This window comes from Actinophytocola sp. (genome assembly GCF_035942955.1).
GTDB lineage: Bacteria > Actinomycetota > Actinomycetes > Mycobacteriales > Pseudonocardiaceae > DASYTH01.
The window spans coordinates 1-15,779 of record NZ_DASZCQ010000197.1; the positions used below are offsets into that span (position 1 = coordinate 1).

A 15,779-nucleotide genomic window follows, 5' to 3' on the forward strand; every position below is an offset into this window, starting at 1 on the left:
GGTGACGCCTGCGTGGCCGCGCTCGCCGCCGGTCTGGCCGCCGACGCGCCGTGGCCGCGGCTGCTGGCCGAGGCGGTCGCGCTGTCCGCGGCGGCGGTCGCCGCACCGGTCGCCGGCGACGTGGACCTGCCCACCTACCGCCGGCTGCGGCCGGGCGTCGTGCTGGAAGAGCTCCATGCTCACGCCGACCGGTGAGCTCATGGCCGCCGCGGCGGCGCGCTCGCGGGGCGTCGGGGCATTCAACGTGATCATGCTCGAGCACGCCGAGTCGCTGGTGGCCGGGGCCGAGGCGGCCGGCGCCCCGGTGATCCTGCAGATCAGCCAGAACGCGGTGCGCTACCACGGCGCACTGGAGCCCCTGGCGCTGGCCACCCTGGCCGTGGCGCGGGCCGCCGCCACACCGGTCGCCGTGCACCTCGACCACGCGACCGACGTCGACCTGGTGCACCGGGCGGTCGCGCTCGGCTTCGGCTCGGTCATGTACGACGCGTCCCCGATGTCCTATGTGGACAACGTGGCCGCGACGGCGAAGGTGGCCGACTACTGCCACGACCACGGCGTGTTCGTCGAGGCCGAGCTGGGCGAGGTGGGCGGCAAGGACGGCGTGCACTCCCCCGGCGCCCGCACCGATCCGGCCGAGGCCCGCGACTACGCGGCAGCCACCGGCGTGGACGCGCTCGCCGTCGCCGTCGGCACCTCGCACGCCATGCTCACCCGGGACGCCGCCGTCGACCTCGAGCTGATCGCCCGCCTGCGCGCGACCGTGCCGGTCCCCCTCGTCCTGCACGGCTCCTCCGGCGTCCCCGACCCCGATCTCACCCGCGCGGTGGAAGCCGGCATGACCAAGATCAACATCGGCACCCGCCTGAACGCCGTGTTCACCCGCGCCGTTCGCGGCTACCTGGCCGACCACCCGGACATCGTCGACCCCCGCACATATCTGCGCCCGGCCCGAGCTGCCATATCCGCCGAGGTCGCGCGCATTCTCACGGTAATCAGGGCGACGAATTAGGCGGCAGCGGGCCCGCCGGTAGGGTTAGGGTGGTTGATGCGGCGTGGGGCGATGCGCGCATGACGAGAGGGACTGGGGAATGACTTCGAGGTTGGAATTCGGGCTGCTCGGCGACCTGGAGATCACCAACGGATCGGAACGCATCGAACTGGGGTCGGGGAAGCTTCGGGTGCTGCTGGCGACGTTGTTGTTGCGGGCAAACCACACCGTGTCCGTGGACGAGTTGGTCGACCGATTGTGGGGTGCGCACGCGCCAAAGGGCGCGCGGACGACGATGCAGACGTACGTTATGCGGCTGCGGCGCGTTCTTGGCGACGATGGCGCCGAGCCCGAACTGATCCATACCCGGCCGGGCGGTTATCTGATCGGTATTCGGCCGGAACAGCTGGATCTCCACCGATTCCGGGAGCTCATCGAGCGGGAGACGTTCCACGAGGCGCTGCGGCTGTGGCGGGGGCCGGCGCTGGTCGACGTCCCGTCCGAGTCGCTGCGGCGCGACGAGGTCCCGCGGCTCGCCGAGGAGCGGCTGCAGGCGCTCGAGCGGCGCATCGAGCTCGACCTCCGGCAGGGTCGCCACCGGGAGCTCGTGGTGGAGCTGGCGGCGCTGACCAGGGAGCACCCGCTGCGGGAGCGCTTCTGGCTGCAGCTCATGCTGGCGCTGTTCCGGTCCGGGCGGCAGGCCGAGGCGCTCGAGCGCTACCGCGAGGTCCGCGACCTGCTGGTCGAGGAGCTCGGCGTGGAGCCGGGCGCCGAGCTGCGCGCGCTGCACGCGGCGATGCTGCGCGAGGACCCGAGCCTGCACGCGGCCGAGCAGACCCGGACCGGGGGGCCACCGGACGACCGGGCCTGGTGGGCGACGGCGAGCGGGCCGTGGTCGCGGGGCTGGGGCCGGTGCGGCTGGCAACGCGCCCGCGGCCGTGACCGGTGGGCGCGGGCCTGGCCCACCCCGGCCGGCCCACGGCGCTGACCGGGCTTCGGTGCTACCTTCCTGTGCCGCCGACCACGCCGAAGGGGGCCGGACCGAGCGGATGACCGATATGCCGTACTTCCGGCTCCTCGGCGACTTCGAGGCCACCCGGCGGGGCGAGCCGCTTCCGGTGCCGGCCGGCCGGTTGCGGGTCCTGCTGGCGACGCTGCTGTTGCGGGCCAACCGGACCGTGCCGGTCGAGGCGCTGATCGACCGGCTGTGGGACGGCGCCGCGCCCCGCCGGGCCCGCGGCAGCCTGCCCACCTACGTCATGCGGTTGCGCAAGGCGCTCGGCGACGACACCAGGTCGCCGACGCTGATCCACACCCGGCCGGGCGGCTACCTGATCGAGGTGGGGGTCGACCAGGTGGATCTGCTGCGGTTCCGGGACCTGGTCGAGCGCGCGGCCGGGCTGGACCCGGCCGCCGCCGCGGCGGCCCTGCGCGAGGCGCTGGCGCTGTGGCGCGGGCCGGCGCTGGCGGGCATCCCGTCCGAGCAGCTGCGCCGCGACGAGCTGCCGCAGCTGACCGAGGAGCGGCTGGGCGTGCTCGAGCGGCGCATCGAGCTCGATCTCCGGCTGGGACGCCGGAACGGCCTCGTCGCCGAGCTGTCCGCGCTGGCCAGGGACCACCCGCTGCGCGAGCGGTTCTGGGGCCAGCTGATGCGGGCGCTGTCGGCATCCGGGCGGCAGGCCGAGGCGCTCGAGCGCTTCCGGGAGGTCCGCGGCCTGCTGACCGCCGAGCTCGGCATCGAGCCGGGTCCGGAGCTGCAACGGCTGCACGAGCGGATCCTCAGGGGGGAGCCGGAGGCCTGCTCAATCCGTCCACAATGGACTGCTCCACGCCAGCTCCCCGCCGACGTCGCGTCGTTCACCGGCCGCGCGTCCAGCATGGCCACTTTGGACGGTCTGCTGTCCGGACCGGATACGGTCGCCGCGATCCACGGTCCTCCCGGGGTGGGCAAGACCGCGCTGGCGGTCCGCTGGAGCCACCGGATGAGCCGCCACTTCCCGGACGGCCAGCTGTACCTCGATCTGCGCGGCTTCGACCCCGACCGGCCGCCGGCCGATCCCGGTGACGCGCTCGGCCAGTTCCTCCGCGCCCTCGGCGTGCAGCCGGTGCAGATCCCGCACGACCTCGAGGAGCGGTCGGCGCTGTACCGCTCCACCGTTGCGGGCCGGCGCATGCTGGTGCTGCTGGACAACGCCGCGACGGCCGACCAGGTCCGGCCGCTGCTGCCGGGATCGCCGTCCTGCCGGGTGCTGGTCACCAGCCGCAACCAGCTCACCGGGTTGGTGGCTATCGACGGCGCGCGGGAGCTCACGCTCGACGTGCTCACCCCGGCGGAGTCGTTGGCACTGCTGGACACCATGCTCGGCAGCGAGCGGGTGCGCGCGGAGCCGAAGGCGGCCGCAGAGCTCACCGAGCTGTGCGGCCACCTTCCGCTCGCGCTGCGCGTCGCGGCCGGAAAGCTGGTCATCCGGCCGCGGCAGCGCATCGCCGACTCGGTGGCCCGGCTGCGCGACGGCGCCCGCCTGTCCGCCCTCGAGTTGGAGGGCGACCGGCGCGGGGCCGTGCGGGCCGCGTTCGACCTGTCCTACCTGGCGCTCAAACCCGACGAGCAGCGCATGTTCCGCCGGCTGGGTCTGGTCCCGGGGCCGGACGTCACCCCGGCGGCCGCCGCCGCCCTCGTCGCGGCGCCCGAACCGGCCACGGTGCGCCGGCTCGACCGGCTGGTCGCCGCGCACCTGGTGGACTGCCCCGCCCCGGGCCGGTTCCGGCTGCACGACCTGATCCGGCACTATGCGCGGGAGCGCTGCGCGGCCGACGAGTCCACATCGGACACCACGGCCGCGGTGCGCCGGCTGTTCGACTGGTACCTGACCACCACGCAGGAGGCCGTGCACCTGACTCACCCGTACAGCCCGCATCTGGAGGAGCACTCCGGCGAGCCCACCACGTTCGCCGATCGCACGCAGGCGTGGGCCTGGTTGGACGCCGAGCGCCCCAACCTCACCGCCGCCGTCGGCGACGCGCTCGACCGCGGCCTGCTCACCACGGCGCTGCGGCTCGCCGACACCCTCCGCGGTTACTTCGGCGCCCGGGCCCACCTCGGCAGCGACTGGCGGGCTCTGATCCACAGTGGACTGATTGCGGCCGGGAAGCTCGACGACGACCGGGGGCGGGCGGCCATGTACCTCAACCACGCCATCGCCCGCTACGCGCTGGGGGATCTGCCGGGGTACCTGGACCACAGCCGTCGGGCCCACGGGCTCGCCAGCCGGGTCGGGTGGACGAAGGGCGCCGCCAGGGCGCTGGCCTACCTCGGGCAGGGTCACATGGAGCTCGGCATCCTCCCGGAGGCGCTGGAGTTCCTCGAACGGTCACACGTGCTGATGGCGGCGGAAGGTTCGCTGCCCGACCTGTCCCACATCTACCTCATCCTCGGCTTCACCTACCTGGACCAGGGGCTGCTGGACGAGGCCGTGGGCTACTTCGGCAAGTCCCTCGAGATCGGCCGGAAGCTGGACTCGCTGCCGAGACAGTGCTCCGCCCTGCACGGCCTTGGCACGGCCAAGGCGCAACTCGGCGAGGCGGCCGCGGCCACGGCCAGCTTCACCGAGTGCCTGCGTGACTCCAGGGTGCTGGGCAACCGGGACCTGGAGGCGATCAGCCTGGCCTTCCTGGCCGAGCTCAGCGCCGGCGCCGGCGACCCGGCCGCGGCGGCGGACCTGCTTGCGCGGGCCCTCGCCATCGTCGACGTCGGCACGACCTACCACTGGGTCGCGGCCGCCGTGCGCAACGCCGCCGGCCGCACCGCCCTGCGGCTCGGCGCGGCCGGCGACGCCGTGGCCCGGCATCGCGACGCGCTGGAGACCGCCAGGAGGAGCGGTTACCGCTACTACGAGACCGAAGCCCTGCTGGGTCTGGCCGACGCGCACCGGCACACCGGCCGCCTCGACGACGCACGGGACCTCGCGCGCGAGGCGCTCGCCATCGCCGAGGAGGCCGGCTTCCGACTGCTCGTCACGACCGCCCGGCGGATGTTCCGATCAGCCCCCGACGACCGGCAGTAACCTCTGCCGCCATGCCCGTCAGTACAGCGCTACATACTCATTCGTGCAGTAGCACCGGAAGTACTGAATGAGCTTGGCCCCATTCGCGTCGTCGCCACCGGTGACGTTGATAACCTTGCCGCTGCTGTACGCCTGGACCCAGTAGAACGGAGTCGGCACGTTCGCGTCAGCCCAGAACACGAAGTACTCGTTGGCGTAGTCGCCGCACGTGTACTGGATGACCGGGGCTCCATCGGCGCCGCTGCCGCCTTGGATGTTGACGCACAGCCCGCTGTACGCGTTGCGAATTCGGAAGAAGTCGTACCCACCGGCGGTGAACCCGTAATCGAGGAACCACAGCTCGTTCGTCTGATCGACGCAGCTCCACTGATCGAGCCAGGTTCCGCTGACCGTCGAGTAGTTGGGGTTGTCGATGCATTTCAAGGAGTCGGCGAACCATAGGTGGACCGCGGCCAGGGGCCGCACCGACGACGCCTTGAGGCTGACGGCGTCTTTCGGGATCCCCATGCTTCCGACCGGGGAAGGATCGGGTCTCGCGGCGCTCGCCGGAGCGGCCAGCAGTAGGGTGACCGCACCCAGGAGCATGGCGGCGATCAGCGCTCTTGTCTTCTTCACATCCGTGTCCTCTCATCCATCGAGGCGACCGGGGCGATTCGCCCGATCCGGATGTGACACTGGTCGTCGCGGTTCACATATCGCTCACAAACCGGCGACGCCGGCCAGCGATCAGCCCCCGACGACCGGCAGTAGCTTCGGCCGCCACACCCCGTCGTGCGCCCTTGCGGTGGCCTGGCGCTCCGGCGGGACCTCGCCGTAGGTGGTGGTGCGCTGGCGGGCCGGGCGCCCGGCAGCCGCGGCAAGGGCCTCGAGGGCGGCGATGGTCTTGTAGCTGCCGTTCTCCGACCCGGCCATCCGGCTGATCGTCTCCTCCATCAGGGTGCCGCCCAGGTCGTTCACCCCGCCGCGGAGCACCTCCACCACACCCTCGTCGCCCAGCTTCACCCAGCTGGTCTGGATGTTGGCGATCCGGCCGTGCAGCAGCAGCCGGGCCAATGCGTGCACCGCCCGGTTCTCCAGCCGCGTCGGCCCGGGGCGGGCGATGCCGGCGAGGTACAGCGGCGCGTTGGTGTGCACGAACGGCAGCAGGACGAACTCGGTGAACCCGCCGGTGCGCTCCTGCAGCCGCGCGATCAGCTTGAGATGCGCGACCCAGTGCGACGGGTTGTCCACGTGGCCGTACATCATCGTCGAGGAGGTCGGGATGCCGAGCGCGTGCGCGGTGGTCACGACCTCGATCCAGGTGGCGGTGGGCAGCTTGCCCTTGGTCAGGATCCAGCGCACGTCGTCGTCGAGGATCTCCGCGGCCGTGCCGGGCAGCGAGTCCACCCCGGCCGCCCTGGCCTCGACCAACCAGTCCCGAATGGACAGATTGGCCCTGCTGGCCCCGTTGACCACCTCCATCGGCGAGAACGCGTGCACGTGCAGCCCCGGCGCGCGGCGCTTGACCTCGGCGGCGATGTCGAAGTAGGCCGTGCCGGGCAGATCCGGGTGGATGCCGCCCTGCATGCACACCTCGGTCGCGCCCACGCTCCACGCCTGCTCGGCCCGCTCCCCCACCTGCTCGAGCGACAGCGTGTACGCGTCGGCGTCGGTGCGCCGCTGGGCGAACGCGCAGAACCGGCAGCCGGTGTAGCAGACGTTGGTGAAGTTGATGTTCCTGGTGACCACGTAGGTCACCACGTCCCCCACGGTGTCCGCCCGGACGTCGTCGGCCAGCCGGGCAAGGGCGTCGATCTCGGCGCCGGGCGCGGCCGACAGCAGCGTCAGAGCGTCCGAATCGGACAGTCCACTCGGGTCGGACTCGGCGTGCCGCAGCGCGGTCAGGAACTCCGGCCGCACGCCGTCGGCCGGTGCGGAGGCAACGCGCCGCTGCGGTCCCACCCGGGACCGCAGCTCCTCCCAGTCCCCGTACACGGAGTCGAAGTCGTCGCGGCGGTCACCGCTGCGCCCGGCGCTGTCGATCGTGGCGTACAGATCCGTGCGGCCGGACTCCGCCAGCGCCACCTCCGGTTCCTGCCACGGAATGCCCACCGGCTCCCGCCCCTCCACCGCGAGGCCGGTCCCCGGGTCGGCCAGCGCCGCGACGTGCGGGCGGATCCGCGGATCCAGCCACGGCTCCGGGCGCAGCACGTACTCCGGGTAGACCGGAAGCCGCTCGGCCAGCGTGAAGCCGGCGCCGCCGGTGCGCGCGGCGAGCTCCGCCAGCCGCGGCCACGGGCGTTCCGGGTTGACGTGGTCCGGGGTCACCGGCGACACCCCGCCCCAGTCGTCGATCCCGGCGCGCAGCAGCAGCTCGAACTCGTCGCCGATCAGGTTCGGCGGCGCCTGGATGCGCATCTTCGGCCCGAGGATCAGCCGCGCCACGGCGACCGTGGCGGCCAGCTCGGCGGCCTCGAGGTCGGGCATGCCGCGCATCGCGGTATCCGGCTTGGCGCGGAAGTTCTGCACGATCACTTCCTGGATGCCGCCGTACGCGCGGGCCACCCTGCGGATGGCGAACAGCGAGTCCACGCGTTCGGCCAGGGTCTCGCCGATGCCGATCAGAATGCCGGTGGTGAACGGGATCGCCGAGCGGCCGGCGTCCTCCAGCACCCGCAACCGGACCGCAGGCGCCTTGTCCGGCGAGCCGTAGTGCGGGCCACCGGGCTGCGACCACAGCCGCTCCGCCGTGGTCTCCAGCATCATCCCCATCGACGCCGCCACCGGCTTGAGCCGCTGCAGCTCGGTCCAGCTCAGCACCCCGGGGTTGAGGTGCGGCAGCAGCCCGGTCTCCTCGAGCACCTTGATCGCCATCGCCCGCACGTAGGACAGCGTGTCGGCGTACCCGGCCTCCTCGAGCCACGTCCGGGCCGCCGGCCACCGCTCCTCCGGCCGGTCGCCGAGCGTGAACAGCACCTCCTTGCACCCCTGCGCCGCGCCCGCCCTGGCAATGTCGAGGACCTCGTCGGGGCTCAGGTACGCGGCCGGCAGCCGGTGCGGGACCGTGGCGAACGTGCAGTAGTGGCAACGGTCCCGGCACAGCCTGGTGAGCGGGACGAACACGCTGCCCGAGTACGTGATCACGCCGGGCCTGCCGGCGGCGACCAGCCCGGCGTCGCGCACCCGGGCCGCCGCGGCGAACAGCGCCTCGAGCTGCTCCCCGCGGGCGTGCAGCAGCACCTCGGCCTCGACCGGATCCAGCGTGACGCCGTCCCGCGCCCGCCGAAGCGCGCGGCGGAGGGACGCCTCGGTGGGTACGAACCCCTCGGTCACGATGGGTAACCTCCCACGATCAGGCTGCCGACCTGACCCAACCTATCCACGATCACCGACCCTCCGCCGTGTGACGCCCGTCGCTAGATCCCCAACCGAGCACCGCTCCCCTTCATTCCGGCAGCCGAACTGGACAGCTCCTAGCCAGGTCCAGGCCACTGTGCGCACGCACCCTCCTCCGGTGCGTGAGATCCGGTAGCTAACGCAGTGCGCACCCAACCGCCGATCGCCCGCTCGAGGAACGATGGTCACGGAGCCCCGGGGTCAGCTCCCCGCCCTGTCGTCCGAGCAACTCGCGGCGTTCCGGAGGGCCGGGCAACCCCGGTCCTACCGTCAGGGCGACCGGATCGTCGGCGAGGGCGACCGGTCGGTGTTCGTGGTCGTCATCGAGAGCGGAAAGGTCAAGGTGGAGGCCGCGGAATCGGAGACCGGCAAGAGCTCCGTGCTGACCCTGCGCGGCGCCGGCGACCTGATCGGCGAGTTCGGCTGCATCGACGAGGGGCCGCGGTGCGCCTCGGTCATCGCGCTGACTCCGGTGCAGGCGCGCATCATCCCCTCGGCGCAGTTCCACCGGCTGCTGAAGACCCGCGGCGACATCCTGTTCACCCTGCTGCGCATCGTGATCGCGCGCGTGCGGGAGTCCGACCGGCGTCGGGTCGAGCTGGGCGCCTACTCACCGATCGGCAGGGTCGGCCGGATGCTGCTCGAGTTCGCCGAGCAGCACGGCGAGCCGGACGGCGACGGATCAATCAAGCTTCACCTGTCCCAGCGGGATGTCCAAGGCGCCGCCGGCGTGTCGAAGAAGACCGTGTCGCGCGCGTTTCGGGACTTCACCAGGCATGGAGTGATCTCGATGGGCCGCGGGGAGATCGTGATACGTGATCTTGCCCTGTTGCGCACCATCGTCACGCCCGACCAAGTTTGACCCGGCGGAGTCAACTGACCCCTCACTGCGTCGTCGACAGCGCTTTCATGGCAGCAGCAGAAAACGTCCATGATTTGGAGAGTTCATGTCAACTCTGCCCATCCACTACGCCCTGGCGGCGGTGGATATCGACGGGTTCGGCACCCGCAGCGACGCCGATCAACAGTGGTTGCGCGACCGCATGTACGAGCTGCTGAGGGACGCGGCGGACGGTGCCGGCATCTGCTGGAAACGGTGCCACAGGGTGGATCGGGGCGACAGCGTCGTGCTGCTGATTCCCGCCCAGGTGAGCAAGGTGACCGTCGCCGGGGGGTTCGTCCGGGAGCTGCGCGCCGGTCTGCGCACGCACAACCGGCGCAGCCGGGAGCCGGTCGCCATGCGGCTGCGGATGGCCCTGCATGCGGGCGAGGTCAGCGACGACGGCAAGAACTGGGTCGGCACCGAGCTGAACACCGTGTGCCGGCTGGTCGATCTGCCACAGCTCCGCCAAGCGCTGACCGGCGCGGATCTGGCTCTGTGCGTGTCCGACCTGTGGTTTCGAACCGTGATCCAGCAGCATCCCGGCCTCGTCGATCACCTCCGCTATGTCCCGATCGTGGTTCAGGTCAAGGAACTTGACGGCCGGGCCTGGCTGCGCCTGCCGGATCTCGCCGAGCCACCCGGGAACGACCTCCACCTGGCAAGTTAGCGCAACGGCGCCACCGTGACCGCACGGTGGGGAGGGCTACAGTCGGCGCATGGATCATGTTGCGGAGCGGTGTCACCGGGTCCTCGAGCCATTGCATGCGATGATCAACTTTGCGCCGGAGCTGCAGGAGCTGATGACCGGGATCGGGCTGAAGCCGGGCCGGATGTGCGCGCTGGCCAGCCGGGTGGCCCCGCTGGGGGCGGTCACGCTCGGCGCGGTGTCCGGGGTGTTCTACACGTTCAACCCCGAGCTGATCGCGCGCCTCGTTCCGCCGGCGTGGACCCTGGCGAGCCCGGAAACCATTGTGGCCACACGGTTCGAGGCGGTGGACGCCGCGCTGCGCCGGTTGCTCGGGCCGGAGACGATCTCCTCGCCGGAGCTGGCCGAGGCGGCGACCCTGGCACGGGAGGCCGCCGACGGCTGCGTCGCCGACGGGCGGCCGATGTACGCCGCGCACGCCCAGCTCGACTGGCCGGCCGAGCCGCACGTGGCGCTGTGGCATGCCGTCACCCTGCTGCGGGAGTTCCGCGGCGACGGCCATGTGGTCGTGCTCGTCGGCCACGGCGTCGACGGCCTGCCCGCGCTGATCACGCACACCGCGACCGGCGGCGGCTTCGTCGTGCCGGCGGCCAAGAAGCTGCGCGGCTGGTCCGACGAGCAGTGGGACGAGGCCGCCGAGCGGCTGCGCCAGGACGGGGTGATCGACGAGGCCGGCCGGCTCACCCGGCGCGGAACCGCGCTGCGCCAGGAGCTCGAGGACGGCACGAACCGGCTCGCCGAGCGCCCATGGACGCGACTCGGTCACGACAAGGCCGAACGCCTGCACGACCTCGGCGCGGCCCTGAGCAAGCAGATCGTCGCCGCCGGCGCCTTTCCGGACGGCATCTTCGCCGACCCCCGCTTCACCAACCGATGATCGCCCGCATCTGGCGCGGCTGGGCGCCCGCCGAGACCGCGGACGACTATCAGCGCCACTACGAGGCCGACGTGGCCCGGCAGCTGCGCACGGTGGCCGGCTTCCGCGGCGCCCGGCTCCTGCGCACGGACGACGGCCCCGAGGTCCTGTTCACCTCGATCACCTTCTTCACCGACCTCGACGCCGTCCGCGCCTTCGCCGGCGACGACCTCGATCTCGCCGTGCTCGAGGACGCGGCCCGCCGGGCACTGTCGCGGTGGGACGAACGCGTCTCACACCACGAGGTTGCCCTTGACCTCTAGTTAGGTCGAGGTCGAAGACTGCGTCCATGCGAGCCGTGCGGGTGGACGAGTTCGGCGGTCCCGAGGTGCTGGTGCCGAGAGAGGTTCCCGACCCGGTGCCCGGGGCGGGGCAGGTGGTCGTCGCGGTGGCCGTCGCGGACACGCTGTTCGTCGAGACGCGGATCCGCAGCGGATGGGGCGGCGAGTACTTCCACGTGACGCCGCCGTACGTGCCGGGGTGGCGGGGTGGCCGGAACGGTGCTGTCCGCCGGGCCGGGTGTCGATTCGGCACTGATCGGCCGGCGGGTGATCACCAGGACCGACCGGTACGGCGGCTACGCCGAGCGGGCGGTCGCGGACGCGTCGCGGCTGGTGGCCGTGCCCGACGGGATGGACCTGCGCGAAGCGGCGGCGCTCATCCACGACGGGCTCACCGGGATGGCGCTGTTCGAGGCGGCCGGCATCCAGCCCGGCGAGTGGGTGCTGATCACCGCGGCGGCGGGCGGCATGGGGGTGCTGCTCGTGCAGCTGGCGCACGCGGCCGGCGGCCGGGTGATCGGCACCGCTCGGGGCAAGCGGAAGCTCGACCTGGTGGACGAGCTGCGCGCGGAGGTCGTGCTCGACCACACCGAGCCGGGGTGGGCGCAGCGTGCGCGCGAGGCGACCGGCGGCAAGGGACCCGACGTGGTCCTCGACGGGGCGGGGGGCGAGGTCGGTCTGGCCGCCTCCGAGGTGGCGGCACCCGGTTGCCGGTTCTCCGCGCACGGCGCGGCCGCCGGCGGCTTCGCGCAGGTCGATCCGGACGAGGCCGCGCGGCGCGGGATCACGCTGCGCGGGATCGGGGACATCCACGCCGCGCTCGCCGACGAGCGGCGGCTGACCGGGCGGGCGCTGGCGGAGGCGGCGGCCGGGCGGCTGCGGCCGGTGATCGGGCGGACCTTCCCGCTGGAGCGGGCGGCCGACGCCCACGCCGCGATCGAGGCCAGGGAGGTGCTCGGTAAGACCTTGCTGCTGGTCTAATCGGGGCATGGGCAAGCTCTACGACCGGATCGACGGCCGGCTGCGATCGTTCATCGAGAACCAGAAGGTCTTCTTCGTGGCGACCGCGCCGCTATCCGGGGACGGGCACGTCAACCTGTCCCCGAAGGGCCGCGCCGGCACACTCGCCGTGCTCGACGAGCAGACGGTGGCGTACCTGGACTTCGGCGGCAGCCACGCCGAGACCATCGCCCATCTGCGGGAGAACGGGCGGATCACGTTGATGTGGTGCGCCTTCGAGGGCCCGCCGACGATCGTTCGCTTGCACGGCACCGGCGAGCCGGTCTTCCGCGACGACCCGCGCTTCGCCGAGCTGCTCCCCCACTTCGCCGGCGCCGACGGTCCCGGCCTGCGCGCGATCATCGTGGTGACCGCGCGCCGGATCAGCGACTCCTGCGGCTACGCGGTCCCGCTCATGGACTACCGGGAGGACCGCGACCTGCACGCCCGGTACTTCGGCCGCAAGACCGACGCGCAGTTCGCCGCGTACTGCGCGGCCAAGGAGCACAACCCGGTCAGCATCGACGGCCTGCCCGCGCTGCCGCTTCCGCTGCCAGCCCGCCCGGCTACGTCCTGACGCGTACGCCGCCTCCCCGCCCCGGCGTAGCCAGAAAGCCGTTCCGGCGCCGACGACAGACGCCGCCTCGGCCGGCCATTCTGCTGGTCGGAGGTGAGCACGATGTCGATCACAGCTCAGCTGGGCTCGATGGGCCGGACGCTTCGCCGGTCGTGGACCGACGGCCTGCGGGTGGAGCGGTTCGCCTACGTGGTGAGCGCCGTGCTGTTCGCCAGCGGCCTCGTGCACCTGGCCGTGCTGGTGATCTCCGGCGGCACCTGGACCGGGCCGCTGTCGCTGCGCAAGCCGACCACGTTCGGGCTGTCGTTCGGCCTGACGTTGGCCACCCTCACCTGGGCCACCTCGTTTCTGCGGCTGCGGCCGCGCATCAGGGCCACCCTGCTCGGCGCCTTCACCGCGGCCTCCATCGCCGAGGTGACCCTGGTGTCCACCCAGGCGTGGCGCGGCGTGCCGTCCCACTTCAACTTCGAGACCGGCCTGGACACGGTCATCACCGCGACGCTGGCCGCCGGCGGCGGGGTCATCGTCGTCACGGTCACGGCCTGGACGATCGCCGCGTTCGGCGCGGTGGCCGACGCCCGGCCCAGCATACGGCTGGCCCTGCGGTTCGGGTTCGTGGCGCTGCTGGTCGCGCTCGGCATCGGCGCCGCGATGATCGCCACGGGGACCGTCGCCCGCGCCACCGACCCGCAGGTCGCCTACACCACGGCCGGCGCGCTCAAGCCGGCGCACGCCGTGCCCATGCACGCGATCCTGGTGGTGCCCGCGGTGGCCTGGCTGCTCACGTTCACCCGCTGGCCCGAGCGGTTGCGGCTGCGGATCGTGCGGCTCTGCGTCGCCGGTTACACGCTGCTGACCGCGGTGGTCGTGGTCGAGTCGGTCGCCGACATACCGCCGCTGGCCGCGCCGCCGGTGGCGACCCTGGCGTCGATCCTCGGCCTTGGCGCGGTGCTCGCGGCGGGCGCGGTCACGCTCTACGGGCTGCTGCGGCGCGCGCATCAATAGACTGCCGGCATGGCCTCGAAGACCGGTCGTACCCAGCAGGAACGCAGCGCCGCCATGCGCAGGCGGCTGCTCGACGCGACCGTGGAGTGTCTCGTCCGGTACGGCTACGCGGGCACGACGACAACCAAGGTGACGGAGCTGGCCGGAGTCACCCGCGGCGCCCAGGTGCACCACTTCCCCACCCGCGCCGACCTGGTCGCCGCGGCCGTGCGGCACCTGGCGGCCAAGCGCACCGAGCTGGCCTTCGACAAGATCGACGCGATCCGCCGGGCGGCCGACCCGATCGACGCCGCGCTCGAGCTGATGTGGGAGGTCCATCAGGGCCCGATCCAGTACGCCACGATCGAGATGTGGGTGGCCGCCCGGACCGATCCCGAGCTGCGCAAGCAGCTCACCGCCGTCGAGCCGGACGCGAGGGCGTCGCTGCTGGAGTTCGCGAAGGCGGCCTTCGGGGACTACGCCGCCGATCCCCGCTTCCGGCACATCATGTACACCGCGATGGACACCGTGCGGGGCATACTCCTGTTGGGTGTGTCAATGTCCGATCGATCGGAGCTGGAGGCACGTTGGCAGCGGGCAAAAGCCGACCTTCGCCTACTGGTGGAGGCCGCATTGTCACCCGCTGTCAGCTCGTAGGGGGTGGTGTATCACACAGCGTGTGTGTGGCGATATGGCTCAGGGGCCCGGGGTGCTCGAACTAGACCGCACAGGGGCCGATTCGGTGGAGGCGCACTCGTGACCATCTCCGTTTTCGTCGTGGACGACCACGAGATCGTCCGTCGGGGTATCCGGCAGCTGCTGGACGTCGAGGCGGACATCGAGGTCGTCGGCGAGGCCTCCAGCGCGGCGACGGCGGTCGCCGCCATCCCCGCGGCCCGCCCCCAGGTGGCCATCCTCGACGTCCGCCTGCCCGACGGCGACGGCGTCACGGTCTGCCGCGACATCCGCTCGGCCATGACCCCACCCCCCGCCTGCCTGATGCTGACGTCATACTCCGACGACGAGGCCCTCTTCGGCGCCATCATGGCCGGGGCCGCCGGCTACATGATCAAGCAGGTGTCCGGCAACGACATCGTCTCCGCCGTCCGCACCCTCGGCGCCGGCGGTTCCCTCCTCGACGCCGGCGTCACGGCCACCGTCCTCAACCGCCTCCGCAACGGCCGCTCCGGCGACCCCCGCTACCGCACCCTGTCCCCCCAGGAACGCAAGATCCTCGACCTGATCGCCCTGGGCATGACCAACCGCCAGATCGCCTCCCAGCTCTACCTCGCGGAGAAGACGGTGAAGAATTACGTCTCCACCCTCCTCCACAAGCTCGGCTTCGACCGCCGCACCGAGGCCGCCGTCTACGCCACCCGCCTCCGCCAAGAGCTCCGCGCCGCCACCCTCACCCGCGACTGACCCGCCTCCCGCACCCGGCCGGGGTCCCGCCAAACCCGGCTACGGGAAGGCGCCTCCGCGTAGATCAGTCACGCACCACGGCACCCCACCAACCCGGCGACCCCCAGGCAGCCGGCCTGCACCGGACTCCCGCTCGATCCACAGTTGATCTTCGCGCCGCGCACGACTCCTACCCAGCCCACCACTCCACCGCAGGACCCCGGCAAAGTCGCCAAGATCGCCTCGTGGAAACGACGGCTGGGCTGCGCGCTGCGCGCGCAGCGCGCAGCCGTCGTTTCAACACCCGATCCGGGCGACCTGACCGCCATCTCGGCGATCACGCCGGGACCCTGCCGGGCAGGCCCAACGCTCCGACACCGGCCTCCTCTACCCAGCCCCCACCGCTCCACGGGGGGCGACCCCACGGCCAGTCTACCAGCGGAAACGGCCGTGGAGATCAACGCGTTGACTCATCGAAAATGCCCGGATGGGTGGGTCGTTGCCTCACGTAGGGATGCCCGCGTGGCGGCGTGTCGCCGGTGGCCGGTGGGGTGGGGTGGCTCATCGTGAGCGATGGGATTGACGTTGGGTCAGCGCACGGC

General features: G+C 72.1%; 14 protein-coding genes and 1 pseudogene. 13 read left to right on the top strand and 2 right to left on the bottom strand.

Annotated features, from left to right (window positions below; genetic code table 11):
* The 4 genes and pseudogenes from VGX25_RS19515 to VGX25_RS19530 all read left to right on the top strand — a co-directional run.
* Positions 1 to 195, top strand: a pseudogene (locus VGX25_RS19515) (1-phosphofructokinase family hexose kinase); the annotation flags it as partial.
* Positions 176 to 1,012, top strand: coding sequence for a class II fructose-bisphosphate aldolase (locus VGX25_RS19520; RefSeq protein WP_326919265.1), 837 nt, complete (start codon positions 176 to 178; stop codon positions 1,010 to 1,012). The pseudogene VGX25_RS19515 and the gene VGX25_RS19520, both read left to right, overlap by 20 nt.
* Before the next feature lie 79 nt (positions 1,013 to 1,091).
* Entirely contained in the window at positions 1,092 to 1,979 is an 888-nt protein-coding gene (locus VGX25_RS19525) for an AfsR/SARP family transcriptional regulator (protein ID WP_326919266.1), read from the top strand.
* A gap of 61 nt (positions 1,980 to 2,040) precedes the next feature.
* Positions 2,041 to 5,055: an AfsR/SARP family transcriptional regulator gene (locus tag VGX25_RS19530; protein ID WP_326919267.1), complete on the top strand. Its 3,015-nt coding sequence runs from the start codon at positions 2,041 to 2,043 to the stop codon at positions 5,053 to 5,055.
* Between the two features lie 18 nt (positions 5,056 to 5,073).
* On the opposite strand, the gene VGX25_RS19535 is transcribed toward VGX25_RS19530, so the two are convergent.
* Together VGX25_RS19535 and VGX25_RS19540 are read right to left on the bottom strand one after the other, a co-directional pair.
* A complete protein-coding gene (locus VGX25_RS19535) occupies positions 5,074 to 5,670 on the bottom strand; it encodes an RICIN domain-containing protein (protein WP_326919268.1) in 597 nt (198 codons plus the stop codon).
* A 111-nt stretch (positions 5,671 to 5,781) separates the two neighbouring features.
* On the bottom strand, positions 5,782 to 8,367 hold the full coding sequence (locus tag VGX25_RS19540; protein WP_326919269.1) for a bifunctional FO biosynthesis protein CofGH: 2,586 nt from the start codon (positions 8,365 to 8,367) through the stop codon (positions 5,782 to 5,784).
* A gap of 244 nt (positions 8,368 to 8,611) precedes the next feature.
* Here VGX25_RS19540 and VGX25_RS19545 point away from each other — a divergent pair, with 244 nt between their 5' ends.
* The 9 genes from VGX25_RS19545 to VGX25_RS19585 all read left to right on the top strand — a co-directional run bounded on the left by VGX25_RS19545 (position 8,612) and on the right by VGX25_RS19585 (position 15,198).
* The gene (locus VGX25_RS19545) at positions 8,612 to 9,292 is read left to right on the top strand and encodes a Crp/Fnr family transcriptional regulator (protein WP_326919270.1); all 681 of its coding nucleotides are present in this window, start codon (positions 8,612 to 8,614) and stop codon (positions 9,290 to 9,292) included.
* Between the two features lie 85 nt (positions 9,293 to 9,377).
* Positions 9,378 to 9,980 (top strand): hypothetical protein, encoded by a 603-nt coding sequence (locus tag VGX25_RS19550; RefSeq protein WP_326919271.1) that lies wholly within the window; start codon positions 9,378 to 9,380, stop codon positions 9,978 to 9,980.
* A gap of 49 nt (positions 9,981 to 10,029) precedes the next feature.
* Positions 10,030 to 10,896 (top strand): SCO6745 family protein, encoded by an 867-nt coding sequence (locus VGX25_RS19555; protein WP_326919272.1) that lies wholly within the window; start codon positions 10,030 to 10,032, stop codon positions 10,894 to 10,896.
* On the top strand, positions 10,893 to 11,198 hold the full coding sequence (locus VGX25_RS19560; protein WP_326919273.1) for an antibiotic biosynthesis monooxygenase family protein: 306 nt from the start codon (positions 10,893 to 10,895) through the stop codon (positions 11,196 to 11,198). Before VGX25_RS19555 ends, VGX25_RS19560 begins: the two co-directional genes overlap by 4 nt.
* Positions 11,199 to 11,423: 225 nt before the next feature.
* The gene (locus VGX25_RS19565) at positions 11,424 to 12,197 is read left to right on the top strand and encodes a zinc-binding dehydrogenase (RefSeq protein WP_326919274.1); all 774 of its coding nucleotides are present in this window, start codon (positions 11,424 to 11,426) and stop codon (positions 12,195 to 12,197) included.
* Positions 12,198 to 12,204: 7 nt separating this feature from the next.
* Positions 12,205 to 12,792 (top strand): pyridoxamine 5'-phosphate oxidase family protein, encoded by a 588-nt coding sequence (locus VGX25_RS19570; RefSeq protein ID WP_326919275.1) that lies wholly within the window; start codon positions 12,205 to 12,207, stop codon positions 12,790 to 12,792.
* Positions 12,793 to 12,894: 102 nt separating this feature from the next.
* Entirely contained in the window at positions 12,895 to 13,797 is a 903-nt protein-coding gene (locus VGX25_RS19575; RefSeq protein ID WP_326919276.1) for a hypothetical protein, read from the top strand.
* Between the two features lie 9 nt (positions 13,798 to 13,806).
* Positions 13,807 to 14,433: a TetR/AcrR family transcriptional regulator gene (locus VGX25_RS19580; protein ID WP_326919277.1), complete on the top strand. Its 627-nt coding sequence runs from the start codon at positions 13,807 to 13,809 to the stop codon at positions 14,431 to 14,433.
* 99 nt (positions 14,434 to 14,532) lie between these two features.
* On the top strand, positions 14,533 to 15,198 hold the full coding sequence (locus VGX25_RS19585) for a response regulator transcription factor (RefSeq protein WP_326919278.1): 666 nt from the start codon (positions 14,533 to 14,535) through the stop codon (positions 15,196 to 15,198).
* Positions 15,199 to 15,779: the final 581 nt, after the last annotated feature.

Bases quoted from the DNA above. Each gene is read 5' to 3' on its own strand.
- VGX25_RS19520 (WP_326919265.1), top strand. From the start codon at position 176: ATGCTCACGCCGACCGGTGAGCTCATGGCCGCCGCGGCGGCGCGCTCG.
- VGX25_RS19525 (WP_326919266.1), top strand. From the start codon at position 1,092: ATGACTTCGAGGTTGGAATTCGGGCTGCTCGGCGACCTGGAGATCACC.
- VGX25_RS19530 (WP_326919267.1), top strand. From the start codon at position 2,041: ATGACCGATATGCCGTACTTCCGGCTCCTCGGCGACTTCGAGGCCACC.
- VGX25_RS19545 (WP_326919270.1), top strand. From the start codon at position 8,612: ATGGTCACGGAGCCCCGGGGTCAGCTCCCCGCCCTGTCGTCCGAGCAA.
- VGX25_RS19550 (WP_326919271.1), top strand. From the start codon at position 9,378: ATGTCAACTCTGCCCATCCACTACGCCCTGGCGGCGGTGGATATCGAC.
- VGX25_RS19555 (WP_326919272.1), top strand. From the start codon at position 10,030: ATGGATCATGTTGCGGAGCGGTGTCACCGGGTCCTCGAGCCATTGCAT.
- VGX25_RS19560 (WP_326919273.1), top strand. From the start codon at position 10,893: ATGATCGCCCGCATCTGGCGCGGCTGGGCGCCCGCCGAGACCGCGGAC.
- VGX25_RS19570 (WP_326919275.1), top strand. From the start codon at position 12,205: ATGGGCAAGCTCTACGACCGGATCGACGGCCGGCTGCGATCGTTCATC.
- VGX25_RS19575 (WP_326919276.1), top strand. From the start codon at position 12,895: ATGTCGATCACAGCTCAGCTGGGCTCGATGGGCCGGACGCTTCGCCGG.
- VGX25_RS19580 (WP_326919277.1), top strand. From the start codon at position 13,807: ATGGCCTCGAAGACCGGTCGTACCCAGCAGGAACGCAGCGCCGCCATG.